Source organism: Kitasatospora sp. NPDC101235, assembly GCF_044767505.1.
In the GTDB taxonomy this organism is placed as follows: Bacteria; Actinomycetota; Actinomycetes; order Streptomycetales; family Streptomycetaceae; genus Kitasatospora.
Map to the genome: position 1 here is coordinate 1 of NZ_JBIWNZ010000002.1, position 14,589 is coordinate 14,589.

Annotated in this window: 19 protein-coding genes and 1 pseudogene; 11 read left to right on the forward strand and 9 right to left on the reverse strand. The window is 74.0% G+C overall.

Going from position 1 to position 14,589, the window contains the following annotated elements:
- Positions 1-189 precede the first annotated feature (189 nt).
- From ACIRRH_RS03480 to ACIRRH_RS03500, 5 genes are all read left to right on the forward strand, one after another.
- A complete protein-coding gene (locus ACIRRH_RS03480) occupies positions 190-504 on the forward strand; it encodes a helix-turn-helix transcriptional regulator (RefSeq protein WP_224285451.1) in 315 nt (104 codons plus the stop codon).
- The gene (locus tag ACIRRH_RS03485) at positions 501-911 is read left to right on the forward strand and encodes an SRPBCC domain-containing protein (protein WP_403061129.1); all 411 of its coding nucleotides are present in this window, start codon (positions 501-503) and stop codon (positions 909-911) included. Before ACIRRH_RS03480 ends, ACIRRH_RS03485 begins: the two co-directional genes overlap by 4 nt.
- A gap of 99 nt (positions 912-1,010) precedes the next feature.
- Positions 1,011-1,502 carry a hypothetical protein gene (locus ACIRRH_RS03490; protein ID WP_403061132.1) on the forward strand — a complete coding sequence of 164 codons (492 nt, stop codon included), beginning with the start codon at positions 1,011-1,013 and terminating at the stop codon, positions 1,500-1,502.
- 137 nt (positions 1,503-1,639) lie between these two features.
- Positions 1,640-1,993: an antibiotic biosynthesis monooxygenase family protein gene (locus ACIRRH_RS03495; protein WP_403061135.1), complete on the forward strand. Its 354-nt coding sequence runs from the start codon at positions 1,640-1,642 to the stop codon at positions 1,991-1,993.
- Between the two features lie 65 nt (positions 1,994-2,058).
- The gene (locus ACIRRH_RS03500; protein WP_403061138.1) at positions 2,059-2,313 is read left to right on the forward strand and encodes a hypothetical protein; all 255 of its coding nucleotides are present in this window, start codon (positions 2,059-2,061) and stop codon (positions 2,311-2,313) included.
- A 40-nt stretch (positions 2,314-2,353) separates the two neighbouring features.
- Here ACIRRH_RS03500 and ACIRRH_RS03505 read toward each other — a convergent pair whose 3' ends face one another.
- Positions 2,354-3,025, reverse strand: coding sequence for a DsbA family oxidoreductase (locus ACIRRH_RS03505; RefSeq protein WP_403061141.1), 672 nt, complete (start codon positions 3,023-3,025; stop codon positions 2,354-2,356).
- 122 nt (positions 3,026-3,147) lie between these two features.
- Positions 3,148-3,861, reverse strand: a complete 714-nt coding sequence (locus tag ACIRRH_RS03510; RefSeq protein WP_403061144.1) for a tetratricopeptide repeat protein — start codon at positions 3,859-3,861, stop codon at positions 3,148-3,150.
- Between ACIRRH_RS03510 and ACIRRH_RS03515 the strand changes: the two genes are divergently transcribed.
- Complete coding sequence (locus tag ACIRRH_RS03515) at positions 3,829-4,659, forward strand: hypothetical protein (protein WP_403061147.1); 831 nt, start codon at positions 3,829-3,831, stop codon at positions 4,657-4,659. The genes ACIRRH_RS03510 and ACIRRH_RS03515 overlap by 33 nt on opposite strands.
- Here ACIRRH_RS03515 and ACIRRH_RS03520 read toward each other — a convergent pair.
- Positions 4,635-5,030: a MerR family DNA-binding protein gene (locus ACIRRH_RS03520; RefSeq protein WP_403061150.1), complete on the reverse strand. Its 396-nt coding sequence runs from the start codon at positions 5,028-5,030 to the stop codon at positions 4,635-4,637. The two genes, ACIRRH_RS03515 and ACIRRH_RS03520, sit on opposite strands and share 25 nt — an antisense overlap.
- On the opposite strand from ACIRRH_RS03520, the pseudogene ACIRRH_RS03525 reads away from it, so the two are divergent.
- Positions 4,999-5,346: pseudogene (locus ACIRRH_RS03525) on the forward strand (oxidoreductase); the annotation flags it as partial. The gene ACIRRH_RS03520 and the pseudogene ACIRRH_RS03525 sit on opposite strands and share 32 nt — an antisense overlap.
- 11 nt (positions 5,347-5,357) lie before the next feature.
- On the opposite strand, the gene ACIRRH_RS03530 reads toward ACIRRH_RS03525, so the two are convergent.
- Entirely contained in the window at positions 5,358-5,876 is a 519-nt protein-coding gene (locus ACIRRH_RS03530) for a hypothetical protein (RefSeq protein WP_403061153.1), read from the reverse strand.
- A 105-nt stretch (positions 5,877-5,981) separates the two neighbouring features.
- Positions 5,982-6,698 carry a chitinase gene (locus ACIRRH_RS03535; RefSeq protein ID WP_403061156.1) on the reverse strand — a complete coding sequence of 239 codons (717 nt, stop codon included), beginning with the start codon at positions 6,696-6,698 and terminating at the stop codon, positions 5,982-5,984.
- 240 nt (positions 6,699-6,938) lie between these two features.
- On the opposite strand from ACIRRH_RS03535, the gene ACIRRH_RS03540 reads away from it, so the two are divergent.
- Positions 6,939-8,900, forward strand: a complete 1,962-nt coding sequence (locus ACIRRH_RS03540; RefSeq protein ID WP_403061159.1) for a hypothetical protein — start codon at positions 6,939-6,941, stop codon at positions 8,898-8,900.
- Positions 8,901-8,921: 21 nt separating this feature from the next.
- Here the strand turns inward: ACIRRH_RS03540 and ACIRRH_RS03545 are convergent, their stop codons facing one another.
- Entirely contained in the window at positions 8,922-9,143 is a 222-nt protein-coding gene (locus ACIRRH_RS03545; RefSeq protein ID WP_403061162.1) for a DUF6011 domain-containing protein, read from the reverse strand.
- Between the two features lie 61 nt (positions 9,144-9,204).
- Between ACIRRH_RS03545 and ACIRRH_RS03550 the strand changes: the two genes are divergently transcribed.
- A complete protein-coding gene (locus ACIRRH_RS03550) occupies positions 9,205-9,972 on the forward strand; it encodes a TetR/AcrR family transcriptional regulator (RefSeq protein WP_403061165.1) in 768 nt (255 codons plus the stop codon).
- On the opposite strand, the gene ACIRRH_RS03555 is transcribed toward ACIRRH_RS03550, so the two are convergent.
- Positions 9,956-10,357, reverse strand: a complete 402-nt coding sequence (locus ACIRRH_RS03555) for a winged helix-turn-helix transcriptional regulator (protein WP_403061168.1) — start codon at positions 10,355-10,357, stop codon at positions 9,956-9,958. The two genes, ACIRRH_RS03550 and ACIRRH_RS03555, sit on opposite strands and share 17 nt — an antisense overlap.
- Positions 10,358-10,458: 101 nt before the next feature.
- On the opposite strand from ACIRRH_RS03555, the gene ACIRRH_RS03560 reads away from it, so the two are divergent.
- Positions 10,459-11,310 carry an SDR family oxidoreductase gene (locus tag ACIRRH_RS03560; RefSeq protein WP_403061171.1) on the forward strand — a complete coding sequence of 284 codons (852 nt, stop codon included), beginning with the start codon at positions 10,459-10,461 and terminating at the stop codon, positions 11,308-11,310.
- 293 nt (positions 11,311-11,603) lie between these two features.
- Entirely contained in the window at positions 11,604-12,584 is a 981-nt protein-coding gene (gene rarD / locus ACIRRH_RS03565; RefSeq protein ID WP_403061174.1) for an EamA family transporter RarD, read from the forward strand.
- Here the strand turns inward: rarD and ACIRRH_RS03570 are convergent.
- Together ACIRRH_RS03570 and ACIRRH_RS03575 are read right to left on the reverse strand one after the other, a co-directional pair.
- Positions 12,574-13,485: an ABC transporter permease gene (locus tag ACIRRH_RS03570; RefSeq protein ID WP_403061177.1), complete on the reverse strand. Its 912-nt coding sequence runs from the start codon at positions 13,483-13,485 to the stop codon at positions 12,574-12,576. The two genes, rarD and ACIRRH_RS03570, sit on opposite strands and share 11 nt — an antisense overlap.
- Positions 13,472-14,587, reverse strand: coding sequence for an ABC transporter ATP-binding protein (locus tag ACIRRH_RS03575; RefSeq protein WP_403061180.1), 1,116 nt, complete (start codon positions 14,585-14,587; stop codon positions 13,472-13,474). The genes ACIRRH_RS03570 and ACIRRH_RS03575 overlap by 14 nt, the downstream gene beginning before the upstream one ends.
- Between the last annotated feature and the right edge of the window lie 2 nt (positions 14,588-14,589).

Consider the following 14,589-nt stretch of genomic DNA (forward strand, 5'->3'; position numbering starts at 1 on the left):
GGACCCTGTGGGAGAGTAGGACGCCGCCGAACAATTCTTCAGAAGAACCCCCATCCGGGACCCGGATGGGGGTTCTTCGCATTTCCGGGCCGGCAGCGGGCCGGGCGTGGCGGGCAGGTGACTGTCCCCAGTCCCCGGACGCGTCGGAGGTTCTTGACGCGTCGGAAATTTCCGACGCATACTGGTGTCATGCCAACGGACGTGTTCGGCGCGCTGGCCAACCCAGTGCGTCGCAGACTGCTCGAAAGTCTGCGAGAAGGCCCTCGCTCCACAGGGGAACTGGCCGGGATGTTCGAGCTCGGGAGGCCCGCGGTCTCCGAGCACCTGGCGGTGCTCCGTGCCGTCGGGCTGGTGCGCGAGGAGCCACGTGGCCGACACCGCTTCCACCACCTCGAACCGGCACGGTTGGCCGAGGTGAGCGAGTGGCTGCATCCGTTCGAGCACTACTGGAAGCAGCGCCTGGACGCGCTGTCCGACCTTCTGGACGAAGACAACGGGACATGACCGAGAACAACACCATCACCTGCGAGAAGTTCCTGCCCCACCCGCCGGCGGCGGTGTGGAAGGCCCTGACCGACCCTGACCTCCACGCCCGCTGGTGGGCCGCCGGCGACATCAAGCCCGTCGTCGGGCACCGCTTCACCCTCGACATGGGCAACTTCGGCAGCCAGCCCTGCGAGGTGACCGAGGTGGACGACCAGCGGCTGCTGGCCTATCGGTTCGCCGAGGGCTCGCTCGACACCACCATCACCTGGACGCTGCACCCGGAGGGTGGGGGCACCCGCCTCGTCCTCGTCCACGCGGGCTTCGACCTCGACTCCCCGATGGGCCGACAGGCGTACGACGGCATGGGCAAGGGCTGGCCCCACGTCCTGAACCGTCTCGACTCCGTCCTGGGCGGGACCGCCTGAGGAGATCACGGGAGGGCCGGCCGGGCCGTCGCGGCCCGGCCGGGCCCGAGAGCGATGGGACAGCACCGGCACCGCCCTGAAGCGAAAGTGATCGATCTCGTGATCTCGACTCAGAACGCGCCCGAGCCCGACCGCACGGGCGAGTTCACGACCCGCCTCGACAGCACCTGGGAGTGGTGGCACGCCGCCATCGAGGAGGCCCAGGACGGCCGTTGGATCCGCAGCCCCGTCGAGCGCCAGGTGATGGACGACCTCGCCGCCGCGACCGTCGGACTCGGCTACCTGGATCCGTCCGTCGAACTGCCCCTGCGCAACCGGCTCTGCCGCATCGCCACCTGGGCGGGCGTGCTCCGGCTCGCCGCCCGGGCCGGCGGCTGGGAACTCGTCCCCGTCACCGGGGTGACCCCGCCGCGGCCCGCGGGGATGGCCGAACTGCTCTCCGCCGTCCATGCGGTGGGGGAGCAGGGTGAGACCTGGCTGCGGCGGCTCGGCGCTGACGGGCCGCCACCGCCCCGTGCGGTCGCCGGTTTCGAGGCCTTCCTGTTCGGCCCGGGCTCGGTCGAGGACCTCCGCCAGTTCTTCTACGACTAGTGCCGCACCGGTCGACGTTCGCCCCGGTGTTCCCCGGCGGAGGAGCTCCGACGGTTTGGCAAAGAGCTGGATCCCTTGTGGATCCCGTTCGGCAAAGACGTTGGATCGTCAGGTGCGCCCCGCCTTACGGTGACGTCGTGAGCAATGATGCGCAAGCGCCTGTCGTGCCCGTCGAGGCCTATGAACCCCCCTACTACGCGGCTGTCTTCACTGCGGTGCGAACCCAGGACCAGAGCGGCTACAGCGAGACCAACGAACGCATGGAAGACCTGGTGAAGGGCATCCCTGGGTACCTGGGGATGGACTACGCGCAGACTCCTGGCGGGCTGGCCATCACCGTCGCGTACTTCCGTGACGCCGACGCCCTCACGGAGTGGCGGACCAATGCCGAGCACCGCGCGGCGCAGCGGCGCGGGCAGGCCGAGTGGTACCAGCGCTACACGCTGCACGTGGCGAAGGTGGAGCGGAGCCACGGGTTCGTGCGGGGGTGACTTCCGCAAGCCCGACAGCAGTTGCCGAGTCCAGGTCAGTCGGGCAGGGCCCGTAACCTGCTGGTGTGACGACTCCCTGGCCCGACGAGGCCACGTTTGCCCGCGGCGAGCGGGTGGCGCTGACCACCCCGGACCCGCCGCGCCCCGAACTCGGCCACCTGGGCGAGACGATCGTGGGCACCCGGGGCGTGGTCCTTGAATGCGTCATCGTGGCCGACGACCGGGACGGCGGCCACGTCGGGCCCGTGTACCACGTCGAGACGGAGGACGGCAGCCCTTGGCGGCTGCGGCCGGAGTTCCTCGACTCCCTCGACCGCTAGCACGGAAGTCGGCCCGTCCGGCTTCCTGCTGCCGCACGCCTCATTCCTTCGGCGCGAGCGGCGTCAGCGGCAGGGCGACCCGGCTCTCCCAGGCCTGCTCCAGCGCCCGGGTGAACGTTTCCGCGGGCTGGGCGCCGGAGACGCCCAGCCGCCGGTCCAGGACGAAGAACGGCACGCCCGTCGCCCCCATGGCGGTTGCCGTGGTCTCGTCCTCGCGCACCGCCTCCGCGTGGGCCTCCGGGTCGGCCAGGACGGCCGCGGCCGCCTCGCCGTCCAGCCCGGCCTCGACGGCCAGCTCGACCAGGCGGCCCGCCTCGAAGGCCGAGCGCTCCTCGGCGAAGTTCGCCCGGTACAGCGCGTCCAGCAGCTGCCCCTGGCGGCCGTGCTCCTTGGCGAAGTGCAGCAGGCGGTGCATGTCGAAGGAGTTCGCGGCGTCGCGCCCCTCGCGCAGGTACGGCAGGCCCTCGGCGTGCGCGTTCTCGGCGATCCGGGCCTCCGCCGCCTCGGCCTGTTCCAGGCTCATCCCGTACTTGGCGGCGAGCAGCGGCACGACCGGACGCGCCTCGTGCGGCGCCCGCGGGTCCAGCTCGAAGGAGCGGTGGACGACCTCCACCTCCTCGCGGTGCGGGAAGGCCGCCAGCGCCTGCTCGAACCGGGCCTTGCCGACGTAGCACCACGGACAGTTGACGTCGCTCCAGATCTCCACGCGCACGGCGCCGCACTCCTTCCAGCCTCGCGCGGACCTCCCGCGCCGACGCCTGGCGCAACGCCTCCGAGCACCTGGATATTTCTCTCACTGAAATATCCGGGCCGGCCGGTCGGCGGCCTCCTGTCTCAGCGCCGCTCCCAGGCCTCGCGCTGGGCGGGCACCGTGGGGATGGCGGCGACGGCCTCGGCGTAGCGGCCGTGCCTGCTCAGGATCTCGGCAACCGCTCGGTGGGCCCCGTGCTCGGTGGACGACCGGAGCAGGTCGAGGGCCTCGTCCGTCCGGCCGTCCAGATCCAGCAGCCAGGCCAGCGTGGTGTCCCACTGGCCGGGCTCCCGCTCGCTCAGGGCCCGCGCCTCCGCGATGCCCTCGGCGTAGCGCCCGGCCTTCGCGAGCAGGCGCAGCCGGGTGTGGCGCAGTACATCGCAATGCGCGTCGACGTACGCGGCGCCGAGGCCGTCCACGAGCTCCAGCGCCCGCTCCGGGCGGCCCGCCCTGATCAGCAGTTCGATCGCCTCGTGGAGGAGGAGGTTCCCTTCGGCGTGCTCGTACGTGGGCCGTCCGACGTCGACGGCCTCGTCGAGGCGTCCCTGGCGGGCCAGGAAGGTCATGAGGCGCCAACGGGCGTGCCGGCCGTCCGCTTCGAGGGCCTCGCGCAGGACGGCTTCGGCCTCCCGGACCCGCCCCTGCTCCTCCAGCACCTCCGCGTACCGGTTCCGGGCGAGCTGCGCGTGCTCGCCGGCGGCCAGCTCGTGGAGCCGGTCGATCCGGCCCTGGCCGGCGAGGAGGTCGGCGTACAGCCAGGCGACGTGCGGGACGACGGGCAGGACCTGGCCCAGCATCCGGATCGCCTCGTCCGCCCGGCCCATGCGCTCCAGGACCCGGGCGTACAGCGGCGGGCCGCGGCGGCGGCGAAGGCGGGTGGCGGGCACCTGCGGGAGGGGGAGTGCGAGGCGGTCGCCGTACCGGCCGCCGCCGACCGCCCGCTGGCGGTGCGGGCCACCACCGAACCGTCGGTGTTCGACGAGGAGCCGACCGTCGCGACCCTGGAGATCGAGCTCGGCCTGCCATGGCCCGAGGGCGTGGACGGTCCGGTGCTGCTCGGGGACCTGCCGGTCGACCGGTCCGGCATGGTGGTCGGCGACGCCGTGGGGCTGGACGCGTGGACGGGGCTGGAGGACGAGCCGGCCGACGGGCTCGCCGACCTCTCCTACTGGGGCCGGTACGAGGACGACGCCCACGCGCGGTTCGGTGGCGAGCGGATCCCCCAGCACGGCGGCGTCCAGGGACCGTACGGGTGGCTCGACCTTCCGGTGGCGGAGGCGGTCGCGCTGGAGGCCGAGCTCAGCACCTGGCGGGGCGGCCTGTGGCGCAGGGGGGTGGCCGTCATGGTGGAGAAGCACGTCGACTACCTCCGCTTCCGGCGGGCGGGCGTGCACCACCCGCTGAAGGCCGGCGTGATCGAGGTGGGTGGCTGCCGGGTGCTCGGGATCGACTGGTGCCAGGGAGACCACTCGCTCCGGCACCACGGCGGGCGGGACTGGGGCCAGGCCTTTCCGGTCACCCTCGAAGCCGACGGCGCGGGCGGCACGGTGCTGCGCTGGACCATCCCGCCCTACGAGGAGGGCGAGGACGACTGACGGGGAGCGGGCGGCGGGTCCGCCGGCGAACCCGCCGTCGGGTCCCAGAGCCCGGCGGCCTCGCCGCGAGCCAGGTGGTCGGCGTAGACGGCGGCCTTCCAGGCGATCAGCGAGCGGCACTCCTCCAGTGCCCGGATCCGCTCGTCGACGCGCTGCTGGTGGACGTCCAGCAGCCGCAGCCGGTCGGCTTCGTTGCCCGGTCCCTGCCGTACCAGTTCGGCGAAGTGGCGGAGGTCGGCGAGCGGCATGCCGGACTCGCGCAGCTTGATGCAGATCTCCAGCCACTGCACGTCGAGCGCGGCATATCGCCGGCGCCCGCCCGCCGTGCGCCGCACCGGGCGGGCGTTCGCGCTCCATCCGGGCAAGATCATCACCGGGCTCCAGCGGGAGATGACCCGGCAGGAGCAGGTCGAGCGCGGCTGGGTGGACGCGCAGGGCAGGGTGATCGGCGCGGGCTTCAAGACTCCTTCCCAGGGTGCCGCGACCGGTCTGTGGGCGGCCACCTCGCCGCTGCTCGACGGCCGCGGCGGCCTCTACCTGGAGGACTGCGAGGTCGCCCGGCTCTGCGGCCCGGACACCCCGATGGACGACGGCGGCGTCCGTCCGTACGCCCTCGACCCCGACGAGGCCGCCCGCCTCTGGGAGCTTTCGCTGGCCGCGACCGGCGCCGCACCGGTGATCCGCTGAGCCTCGGGCCGCTACAGGCTCATCCAGCAGTACAGCTGCTCGCCGGCCGCCCGCGCCCGCCGGGCGAGGGATATCAACTCCTCGGCCAGCGGAAGCAGATCGGACTGGTCGGCGCCGTCCCACTCCTCCGCCTCGGCCCACCGTCCGACGACCTCCGGCACGCGCTCGTCGGGCACCCCCGCGAGTGCGTCCCGGGCGGCGGTGCCCAGCTCGGCGGCCCACGGGCCCGTCGCCCACGGGTCGTCCTCGTCCTCGGGCCCGGACGGGCCGGGCTTCGGCGTGGTCGGCCAGACCGCCGTCTCCGTCACCAGGTCGACCCGCCACGGCTCCCCGAGGGCGGCCGCCACCAGCTGGCCGAGCAGGACGTCCGGATCGACGCCCTTGGCCTCCACCCCGTCGAAGGCCCCGTCGAAGGCCTCGTCGGAGGAGCCGTCGCCGTCGAGCGGCGGCAGCCCGCCGTCCCTGAGCTCCAGCGCCCGGACGACCGTTGCCGCATCGGCCGCGCGGAAGTAGTCGGTCAGCACACCCATCGCGGCCACACCTTCGTTCGACGTAGGGCGCCAGTGAAGCAGCCGGCACTGACAGGGAGTGGGAAGTCGGCCCGGTCGACTTCCCACTCCGGGCCGAGGGCCCCGTCAGCAGGAGAGGCTGCCGCCTCCGACGTCCGTCTTCAGGGCGCCGACGAACTTCCTGAACAGGTTGATCCGGTCGTCGCGCTGGTCCGGGTTCTTGCCGTCGCACTCCAGGGCGCCGTTGATGGTGCGGATGGTCTCGCCGAAGCCCTTGTCGTTGACGACGGCGTCGTGCGAGGTCATCCGCCCGGCGCCGGTCTGGCTGTTCCAGAACCAGAGGGCGGTCTTCCAGGAGACGGCCGGGTCCTTCTCGGCCCTGTACGGGTCGTGCAGCAGGTCGATGTGCAGGGCGTCGCCGGCCGCCTTGTAGTTGAAGTTCCAGCTCAGCTGGAGCGGCCCGCGCCCGTAGTACGCGGACTGCCCGGCCGGACAGCCGTACGGCTGCGAAGCGTCGCAGTAGTGCGGGTAGTTGGCGGTGTTCTGCTCGACGACGTACCGCAGGCCGCCGGTCTCGTGGCTGACGTTGGCGAGGAAGGCCGCCGCCTCGCGCCTGCGGGTGGCGTCGTTGCCGGTGGTGGTGAACTCCGGGTAGGCGCTCAGGGCGTCGACCAGGCCCTTGTAGGTGTAGAAGCCGCTCCGGTCCGGGAACATCTGGTTGAACTGGGACTCGCTGACCACGAAGGAGCCGGCGGCGGAGGCCGGGGCGGTCTGGCCGGCGATGGCGAGGGTGCTCAGAAGGGCGGCGGAGGCCGCCAGTGGCAGGGTGCGCGAGAGCTTCATCGATGTCCTCGATTCCGGTGGCAGGGTTGGCACTTCGCCGGCGAAGAACCTCGGACATCGTGGTGGGCGCCGACCGCCGGCCGTGCCCCTCGGAGGTCTAAACCACCCGTACGAGTCGTATCCGATCCACGAGCTGGACGACGGCCGCCTCCGGGGTGATCATGAGGCTGTCGGTCGCGCCGGATAGCCTCGTGCGGAGCGGGACGGAACAGGGCGAGGCCACCGGGGGAGCAGGGGCGAATGAGCGGTCGAAGCGGCGACGATGGCGACGAGCGACTGGCGGCCGAGGGTGAGGTCGCGGTCGCCCGGCTGGCGATCCACTCCGGCGACCTGAGGCACGCCGCCGACCACCTCTGCGACGCGGTACTCGCCGATCCCCAGCTGCCCGAACTGCACGAGGCGCTGGCCGAGTTGTGCGCGGCGGCGGGCGGCCCGGCGGCGGCCCGCGAGCTGTTCCCGCTGGACGGCCGGGTGTACCTCGGCACGGTGGCCTGCCGGGCCCACGTGGAGGCCGCCGCCGGGGACTGGGACACCGCCGTCGGTCTGCTCGCCTCCGCCATCCAGTACGAGCCGGCCCGCCCCTGGGCGCACGCCGCCTGGCTCGCCCGCGAGGACCTGCCCGGCCTGGTCGACCCGGACGCCGTCGCCCAGGCGGTGGCCCGCGCGACCGGCGCGCTGCCCGACCCGCTCCCGGCCGAACCGGCCGACGCCGTACGGCCGTTCCACGACTTCGTGCAGGCCGTGCTGGCCCGCCACGGCGACCACGTGCCGCTGCTGGCGATGGCCTCCGGTCTGACCCGTCGGCTCGGCGACACCGCCCGCGCCGTCGAACTCGCCGAGCGGGCCCACCGGTTGACCCCCGGCTACCTGCCCGCGGTGATGCTCGGCAACGCCCTGCGCTCGGCCGGCCGCCCGGAGCGGGCGCTCGCCGTCTGGGAGGCCGAGCTGGCGAGGGTCGCACCCGACCGCGACGACTCCAGCAGCTACCTCGCCGTCGACGTCGCCGAGCTGTACGGCGCCCTCGGCCGCCCCGCCGAGGGCCTGCCCTGGCTGGACCGGGTGCTCGCCGCCGAGCCCGACCACCCCAAGGCCGGCCCGGCCCGGTACGGGCTGCGCCACGCCCTCGACGGCGACCCGGCCCACCTGCTCGGCCTGGCCGACCACCACCGCGCCCACCCCGAGCACGAGTACGCCCAGGAGCTGCTGGAGCGGCTGAGCCACCGGGAGCCCTGGCTCGGCCTGGTCTCCGGCGCCACCGAGGCCACCGTCAACGTGCTGCACCAGGTGCTCGCCGCCTCCGGCACCGACCGCGACACCGAGATCGACTGCACGGCCTCCACCGTGGAGCCGCCCAGCTCGGTGCTGGCCGTCCGGCTCGCGCTGCCGCGCTCCACCGTCGGCTACCAGGCCGTCGGCGAGCCCGACCCCCGGCTGCCGCTGACCGAGCCCACCATCCGGATCTGGGCCTGGGACGGCACCGACCCGCGCCCGGCCGTCGCCTCGCCCGCGCCGCAGAGCGCCGAACTCGTCCGCGCCACCGCCGAGATCTTCTGGCCGACCGTCCCCGCCGCCTACGACCACGCCGTCCGGCTGGCCGGGCTGCCGTTGGACGACCTGCTCGGCGTCCTGGTCCACCCGCCGATGCCGCGCGAGGACGAACTCGGCCGCGCCCTGCTCGCCCACCAGCCCGAGCTCTGGGTGCGGGCCGTCCAGGTCTTCGCCTGCCTCGGCATCGCCCACCACCGCACCGACCAGCCCTGGGAGGGCTCCGAGCGCCGCCGCGTGCTGCGCGACCTGCTGCTCGGCCCGGAGGACTGGGTGGTCGAGGCGGCCGGCTTCGCGCTGGTCGCGATCGGCTGGACCCAGCCGCGGACCCGGGCCGACGTCGCCGCCCTGCTCCAGCAGCGGCTGCACCACGGCGCCAGGGCCCGCCGCACCCGGGTGGTGACGATCCTCCGCTCGCTGTCCGCTCTGGTGCTTGCCGCGCCCTGGATGTCCGACGAGGACCGCGCGCTCGCCCGGCACCTGACGGCCCGGGAGGACGCCGCCGACGCCGGGGCGGAGACCGAACCGGAAACGGCGGACCGACCGGGGACGGCGGACCGACCGGGGACGGCGGACCGACCGGGGGCGACGGAGGAGCCGGAGCCTGCGGGCGAGCCCCGCCCCGGCCGCCTGCGCCGCCTCTTCGGCAGAGGCTGAGGGCGGTCGCCCCGGGCCGTCCTACCCCACCCCGGGCAGCGGCTCCTGGTCGACGTCGAACCGTGCGACCCGCTCCGCCGGGTCCCGGCACTCCGGGCCCAGCCGCAGCATCCGCGACTCCGGGTCGTGCAGCGGCCGGTGGCAGCGGCGGCAGGTCACCCGCGGGCGGAGGGTCCGGGCGGTGTCCGTCCCGGGGAGCGGTTCGGGGCCGGTCGGACCGGGCGGGTTGGTCGGGCTGGTCATGGGGAGACGGTAGCCGTCCGCTCCGTCAAGGCCCCCTGCCGGTGCGTGAAACGATGGGCCCATGGCCACCGACCGCAGCAGCGCAGGAGACCCGGCCCGCACCCTCGCCCTGCTCTGGGGGTTCACCGCCGAGGAGAAGCCCGGCCGGCGCGGGCCCCGGCAGGCGCGTTCGACCGGTGAGATCGCCGCCACCGCGATCGCCCTCGCCGATGCCGAGGGCGTGGACGCCGTCACCATGCGCCGGGTCGCGCAGGAGCTGGGGCTCTCCCCGATGGCGCTCTACACCTACGTGCCCGGCAAGGCCGAGCTGCTCGACCTGATGCTGGACACCGTCTACGCCACGATGCCCCGCAGCGCCCCCGCCGACCAGGGCTGGCGGGCCCGGGTCACCGCCGTCGCGGACGACAACCGCGCGCTGCACCGCGCCCACCCGTGGGTCGCCACCGTCTCCACCAGCCGCCCGCCGCTCGGGCCCGGCCTGATGGCCAAGTACGAGTACGAGCTGCGGGCCTTCGAGGGCACCGGGCTGTCCGACGTCGACCTGGACGCCGCGCTGGCCCACCTGCTCGGCTTCGTCCAGACCTGTGCCCGGATGGCCGTCGACGAGCGCGCCGCCCGGCAGGACAGCGCGATGACCGACGAGCAGTGGTGGGCCGCCAACGCCGGGCTGCTCGCCCGGGTCTTCGACCCCGAGCGCTACCCGGTCGCCGCGCGGGTCGGTGCCGCGGCCGGTGAGGCGCACGGCGGCGCGTACAGCCCGGACCACGCCTACGCCTTCGGCCTGGCCCGGGTCCTGGACGGGCTCGACGCCCTCATCGCAGGGCGGTAGCCCGCCCGTCGTACTCCTGGCGCGCCGCCTCGACCTCCGGCACCCGCCGCTCCGACCAGTGCGCCAGTGCCGCGACCAGCTCCGCCGCCTCCCGCCCCAGCGGGGTGAGGCTGTAGTCGACCCGCGGCGGGATCACCGGGTGCGCCTCGCGCAGCACGAAGCCGTCCCGCTCCAACGTCTGGAGGGTCTGGGCGAGCATCTTCTCGCTGACTCCGGTGACCTTGCGGCGCAGCTCGCTGAACCGGTAGCCGCGCTCGTTCAGCGCGCCCAGCACCAGCACGCCCCAACGGCTGGTGACGTGCTCCAGCACGCCCCGGGAGGGACACATCCGGTCGAAGACGTCGGCGGGAGGCAGCCCGCCGGGCTTCAGCTCGCTTACCTTCATGTCAGTACCCTACTTTGAAGTGCGTACTTTCGAAAGGTTAGTGCCATCTCTAGGGTGAGTTTCGAGGTCAGAACCGCTTCACCATCCCTGAGGAGCCCACCATGTACGTCGTCACCGGTGCCACCGGCCAGCTCGGCCGTCTCGTCGTCGAGGGCCTGCTGGCCGAGGTCCCCGCGAGCGAGGTGGCCGTCGCCGTCCGCTCCGCCGAGAAGGCCGCCGACCTGGCCGCACGCGGTGTGGCCGTCCGGGTGGTCGACTACGACAGGCCGGAGACCCTGGCCGGTGCCTTCGCCGGGGGCGACCGGGTGCTGCTGATCTCGGGCAGCGAGGTCGGCCGCCGGATCCCGCAGCACCGGGCCGTGGTGGAGGCCGCCAAGGCCGCCGGGGTCGCGCTGCTCGCCTACACCAGCGCGCCCGGCGCGGCCACCTTCCGGCTGGCCGACGAGCACAAGGCGACCGAGGAGCTGATCCTCGCCTCCGGTCTGCCGTACGCGTTCCTGCGCAACGGCTGGTACACCGAGAACTACCTGGGCGACGCGGCCGGCACGGTGGCGCGCGGCGTGGTGCTCGGCAGCGCCGGGGAGGGCCGGATCGCCACCGCCCCGCGCCGGGACTACGCGGACGCCGCGGTCGCGGTCCTGACCGCGAAGGACGACCGCGGGAACGCCGTGTACGAGCTGAGCGGAGACGCCGCCTGGAGCCTGCCCGAGCTGGCCGCCGAGCTGGCGCAGGCCTCCGGCAGGCCGGTCGAGCACCGGGACGTCACCCCGGCCGAGCACCTGGACGCCCTGGTCGGCGCGGGCCTGCCGCAGGGCTTCGCCGAGGTCCTGGTGGACGTGGACGCGGGCATCGCGCGCGGCGAGCTGGCCGGCACCCCGGGCGACCTGGCCCGGCTGATCGGCCGTCCGACCGTCCCGCTGGCCGAGTCCGTCCGTGCGGCCCTGAACGCCTGAGCCGCCGCGACCCCGAGACTCCTTGGCCGCCGCGACCCCGGGGCTCCTTGGCCGCCGCGCCCCCCGGACTCCTGAGCCGCCGCGCCCCCCGGACCCCTGAGCGGTCGCGTCCCCCGGACCCCTGAGCGGTCGCGGCCGTGGACTCCGGAACGTCGCAGCTCCGGGCCCCGGAGGCGCCGGACGTGTCCGGCACTCAAGCAATGTCATGACCAAAATCCGAAAACGGAGATGACAGTCGCCCCTCCCGCCCGCTACCGTCGCCTCGACACACGCGCGCGGGAGGACACTCGGCCATGGCGGACACAGACCAGCAGGACAACGGCCGGGGACTCTGGTACGGCGTCGCCGCCTACGGCATCTGGGGACTCTTCCCGCTGTTCTGGCCGCTGCTGGAACCGGGTGCCGCCGACGACATCCTGGCCAACCGGATGGTCTGGTCCCTGGTCGCGGTCGTCCTGCTGCTGATCGCCCAGCGGCACTGGGGCTGGATACGCCCGCTGCTGCGCCAGCCCCGCCGGCTCGCCATGCTGGCCGGGGCGGCCACCGTGATCTCGGTGAACTGGGGCGTCTACATCTGGGCCGTCAATGCCGGGCACGTGGTCGAGACCAGCCTCGGCTACTTCATCAACCCCCTGGTCACCATCGCCTTCGGCGTCCTGGTGCTCAAGGAGCGGCTGCGCAGCGCGCAGTGGACGGCGGTGGGCATCGGCGCGGCCGCCGTCGCCGTGCTGACCGTCGCGTACGGGCAGCTGCCCTGGATCGCGCTCACCCTGGCGCTCTCCTTCGCCACCTACGGACTGCTGAAGAAGCAGGTCGGGCTGAGCGGGCTGGAGAGCCTGGCGGCCGAGAGCGCCTTCATGTTCCCGTTCGCCCTCGGCTACCTGGTCTACCTGGAGGTCTCCGGGCGCGGCACCTTCGGGCACACCGTGGCCGGCTCGTACGGCTGGGGGCACTCCGGGCTGCTGATGCTCAGCGGGGTGATCACCGCGATCCCGCTGCTGTTCTTCGGCGCGGCCGCCGTCCGGGTGCCGCTGACCGTGCTCGGGCTGCTCCAGTACCTGGCGCCGGTGTTCCAGTTCCTGATCGGCGTCGCGGTGTTCCACGAGTCCATGCCGCCCGCCCGCTGGGCCGGCTTCGGCCTGGTCTGGGCCGCGCTCGCGGTGCTCACCTGGGACGCGCTGCGCCAGGTGCGGGCCGACCGCGCGGCGCGGGCCGCGGCACGGCCGCAGCCCGCACCCGCGGAGGCGGCCGCCCGCGAGGCCGTCACGCGCTGATGTCCCGGCTGGTGAAGCGGGACCAGGCCGCCGAGCCGAACACGGCGACGTAGGCGGCCTGGAGGCCGAGGTCCTTCAGCACGCCGTCCCAGTGCATCGGTGCCCGCAGCAGGTCCGCGAAGCTCGGCCAGTAGTGGGAGAACAGGAACGGGCTGATGGCGTGCAGCTGCGGGAAGGCGTCCATGATCTGGACGGTGATCACCAGCCCGACGGTGGCGGCCATCGCCGCGATGCCGCTGCCGGTGAGCGTGGAGACGAACAGCCCGATCGCCACCAGCCCGGCCAGCGAGGCCGCGACCACCAGGGCCACCAGCAGGGCGCGCAGCAGCGCGTCGCCGAGGCCGATGGTGTCCCCGGAGATCAGCGTGACCCGGCCGAGCGGGAAGAGCGCGGCGCCCGCGGCCAGTGCCGTCACCGCGACCGCCGCCGTGGCGGCCAGGCAGAACACCAGTCCGGCGGTGAACTTGGCGGCCAGCAGCCTGGTCCGCCCGGCCGGGGCGACCAGCAGGTAGCGCAGCGTCCCGGCGGCCGCCTCGCCCGCCACCGAGTCCCCGGCGACCACGCCCACCGTCATCGGCAGGAAGACCGGCAGGGCCACCGCGAGGGCGGTGAAGACCAGGAAGAGCCCGTTCTGCGTCGTCTGTGCGATGAAGCTCGGACCGCCGCCGCCCTCGTGCGGGCTGTCCGTGTTGAGCTTGATCACCACGCCGATCAGGATCGGCAGCGCCGCCAGGATGCCCAGCAGCACCTTGGTGCGCATCCGGCGGAAGGTCAGGTGCAGCTCGCTGCGGAACAGCGCCAGGAACCCGGCCGCCGTCTGCGGCCGCCGGCCGGTGCCGGTCGGCGGCGTCCCGGCCTGCGACGGCCTCTGCGCCTGCGACAGCGCCTCAGCCCGCGACATCGAAGCCCTCCCCGGTCAGCGCCACGAAGGCGTCCTCCAACGTGCCCCGCTCCAGCCCGAAGCCGTGCACCCGCACCCCGGCCTCGACCAGCGCCGCGCACAGCCTGGGCAGCGCCTCCTCATCCAGGACGCCCGGTTCGCCGTCCACCCGGTCCTCGCCGGGCACCAGGGCGGTGACCCGGTGGGCCGCCAGCACCTCCGCGGCCCGCGCCACGTCCGGGGTGCGGACCACCAGCCGGCCCTGCGCCCGGGCGGCCAGCTCGGCGACGGTGCCCTGCACCACCAGCCGGCCCCGGGACATCACCGCGGCGTGGGTGCAGACCTGCTCGATCTCGTCCAGCAGGTGCGAGGAGAGGAACACCGTGGTGCCCTCCGCCGCGACCTCCCGGACCAGCGCCCGGATCTCCCGCATGCCCTGCGGGTCCAGCCCGTTGGTCGGCTCGTCCAGCACCAGCAGCTCGCGCGGCTGGAGCAGGGCGGAGGCCAGGCCCAGGCGCTGCTTCATGCCCAGCGAGTACGCGCGGGCCTTCTTGCCCGCCGCGGCGCTCAGGCCGACCCGCTCCAGCGCCGTGTCGACCCGCTGCCGGCGGGTGCGGGGGTCGGCGGTCGGGTCGGCGGCGTCGAAGCGCACCAGGTTGTCCCGTCCGGAGAGGAAGCCGTACAGGGCCGGGCCCTCGATCAGCGCACCCACCCGGGGCAGCACGGTGGCGACGGACTGCGGCATCGACTCGCCGAGGACGGTGGCCACGCCCGAGGTGGGGGCGATCAGGCCCATCAGCATGCGGATGGTGGTGGTCTTGCCGGAGCCGTTGGGGCCCAGGAAGCCGAAGACGGAGCCGCGCGGCACGGCCAGGTCCAGGCCGTCCACGGCGAGTTGGCCGCTGCGGAAGCGCTTGGTCAGGCCGCGGGTCCGGATGACGTCGTCGGTGCCGGAACCGGGCGGGTCGGCGGCCTCACGAGGGGCGGCATCGGGAGAGGCGGCGTCGCGAGAGGCAGGGGAGGCGGGGGAGGCGGGTGGAACGGGCGCGGGGTACGGGCGCGGTTCCGCGCCCGTACCCCCGGCCGGCTCCGTAACGTCCCCCGTTACGGGAGCCTTGGTCATCC

Coding starts and splice junctions, on each gene's coding strand:
- ACIRRH_RS03480 (WP_224285451.1), top strand. CDS start 190: ATGCCAACGGACGTGTTCGGCGCGCTGGCCAACCCAGTGCGTCGCAGA.
- ACIRRH_RS03485 (WP_403061129.1), top strand. CDS start 501: ATGACCGAGAACAACACCATCACCTGCGAGAAGTTCCTGCCCCACCCG.
- ACIRRH_RS03510 (WP_403061144.1), bottom strand. CDS start 3,861: ATGCTGGGCCAGGTCCTGCCCGTCGTCCCGCACGTCGCCTGGCTGTAC.
- ACIRRH_RS03520 (WP_403061150.1), bottom strand. CDS start 5,030: ATGATCTTGCCCGGATGGAGCGCGAACGCCCGCCCGGTGCGGCGCACG.
- ACIRRH_RS03530 (WP_403061153.1), bottom strand. CDS start 5,876: ATGGGTGTGCTGACCGACTACTTCCGCGCGGCCGATGCGGCAACGGTC.
- ACIRRH_RS03535 (WP_403061156.1), bottom strand. CDS start 6,698: ATGAAGCTCTCGCGCACCCTGCCACTGGCGGCCTCCGCCGCCCTTCTG.
- ACIRRH_RS03540 (WP_403061159.1), top strand. CDS start 6,939: ATGAGCGGTCGAAGCGGCGACGATGGCGACGAGCGACTGGCGGCCGAG.
- ACIRRH_RS03545 (WP_403061162.1), bottom strand. CDS start 9,143: ATGACCAGCCCGACCAACCCGCCCGGTCCGACCGGCCCCGAACCGCTC.
- ACIRRH_RS03550 (WP_403061165.1), top strand. CDS start 9,205: ATGGCCACCGACCGCAGCAGCGCAGGAGACCCGGCCCGCACCCTCGCC.
- ACIRRH_RS03555 (WP_403061168.1), bottom strand. CDS start 10,357: ATGAAGGTAAGCGAGCTGAAGCCCGGCGGGCTGCCTCCCGCCGACGTC.
- ACIRRH_RS03560 (WP_403061171.1), top strand. CDS start 10,459: ATGTACGTCGTCACCGGTGCCACCGGCCAGCTCGGCCGTCTCGTCGTC.
- rarD (WP_403061174.1), top strand. CDS start 11,604: ATGGCGGACACAGACCAGCAGGACAACGGCCGGGGACTCTGGTACGGC.
- ACIRRH_RS03570 (WP_403061177.1), bottom strand. CDS start 13,485: ATGTCGCGGGCTGAGGCGCTGTCGCAGGCGCAGAGGCCGTCGCAGGCC.
- ACIRRH_RS03575 (WP_403061180.1), bottom strand. CDS start 14,587: ATGACCAAGGCTCCCGTAACGGGGGACGTTACGGAGCCGGCCGGGGGT.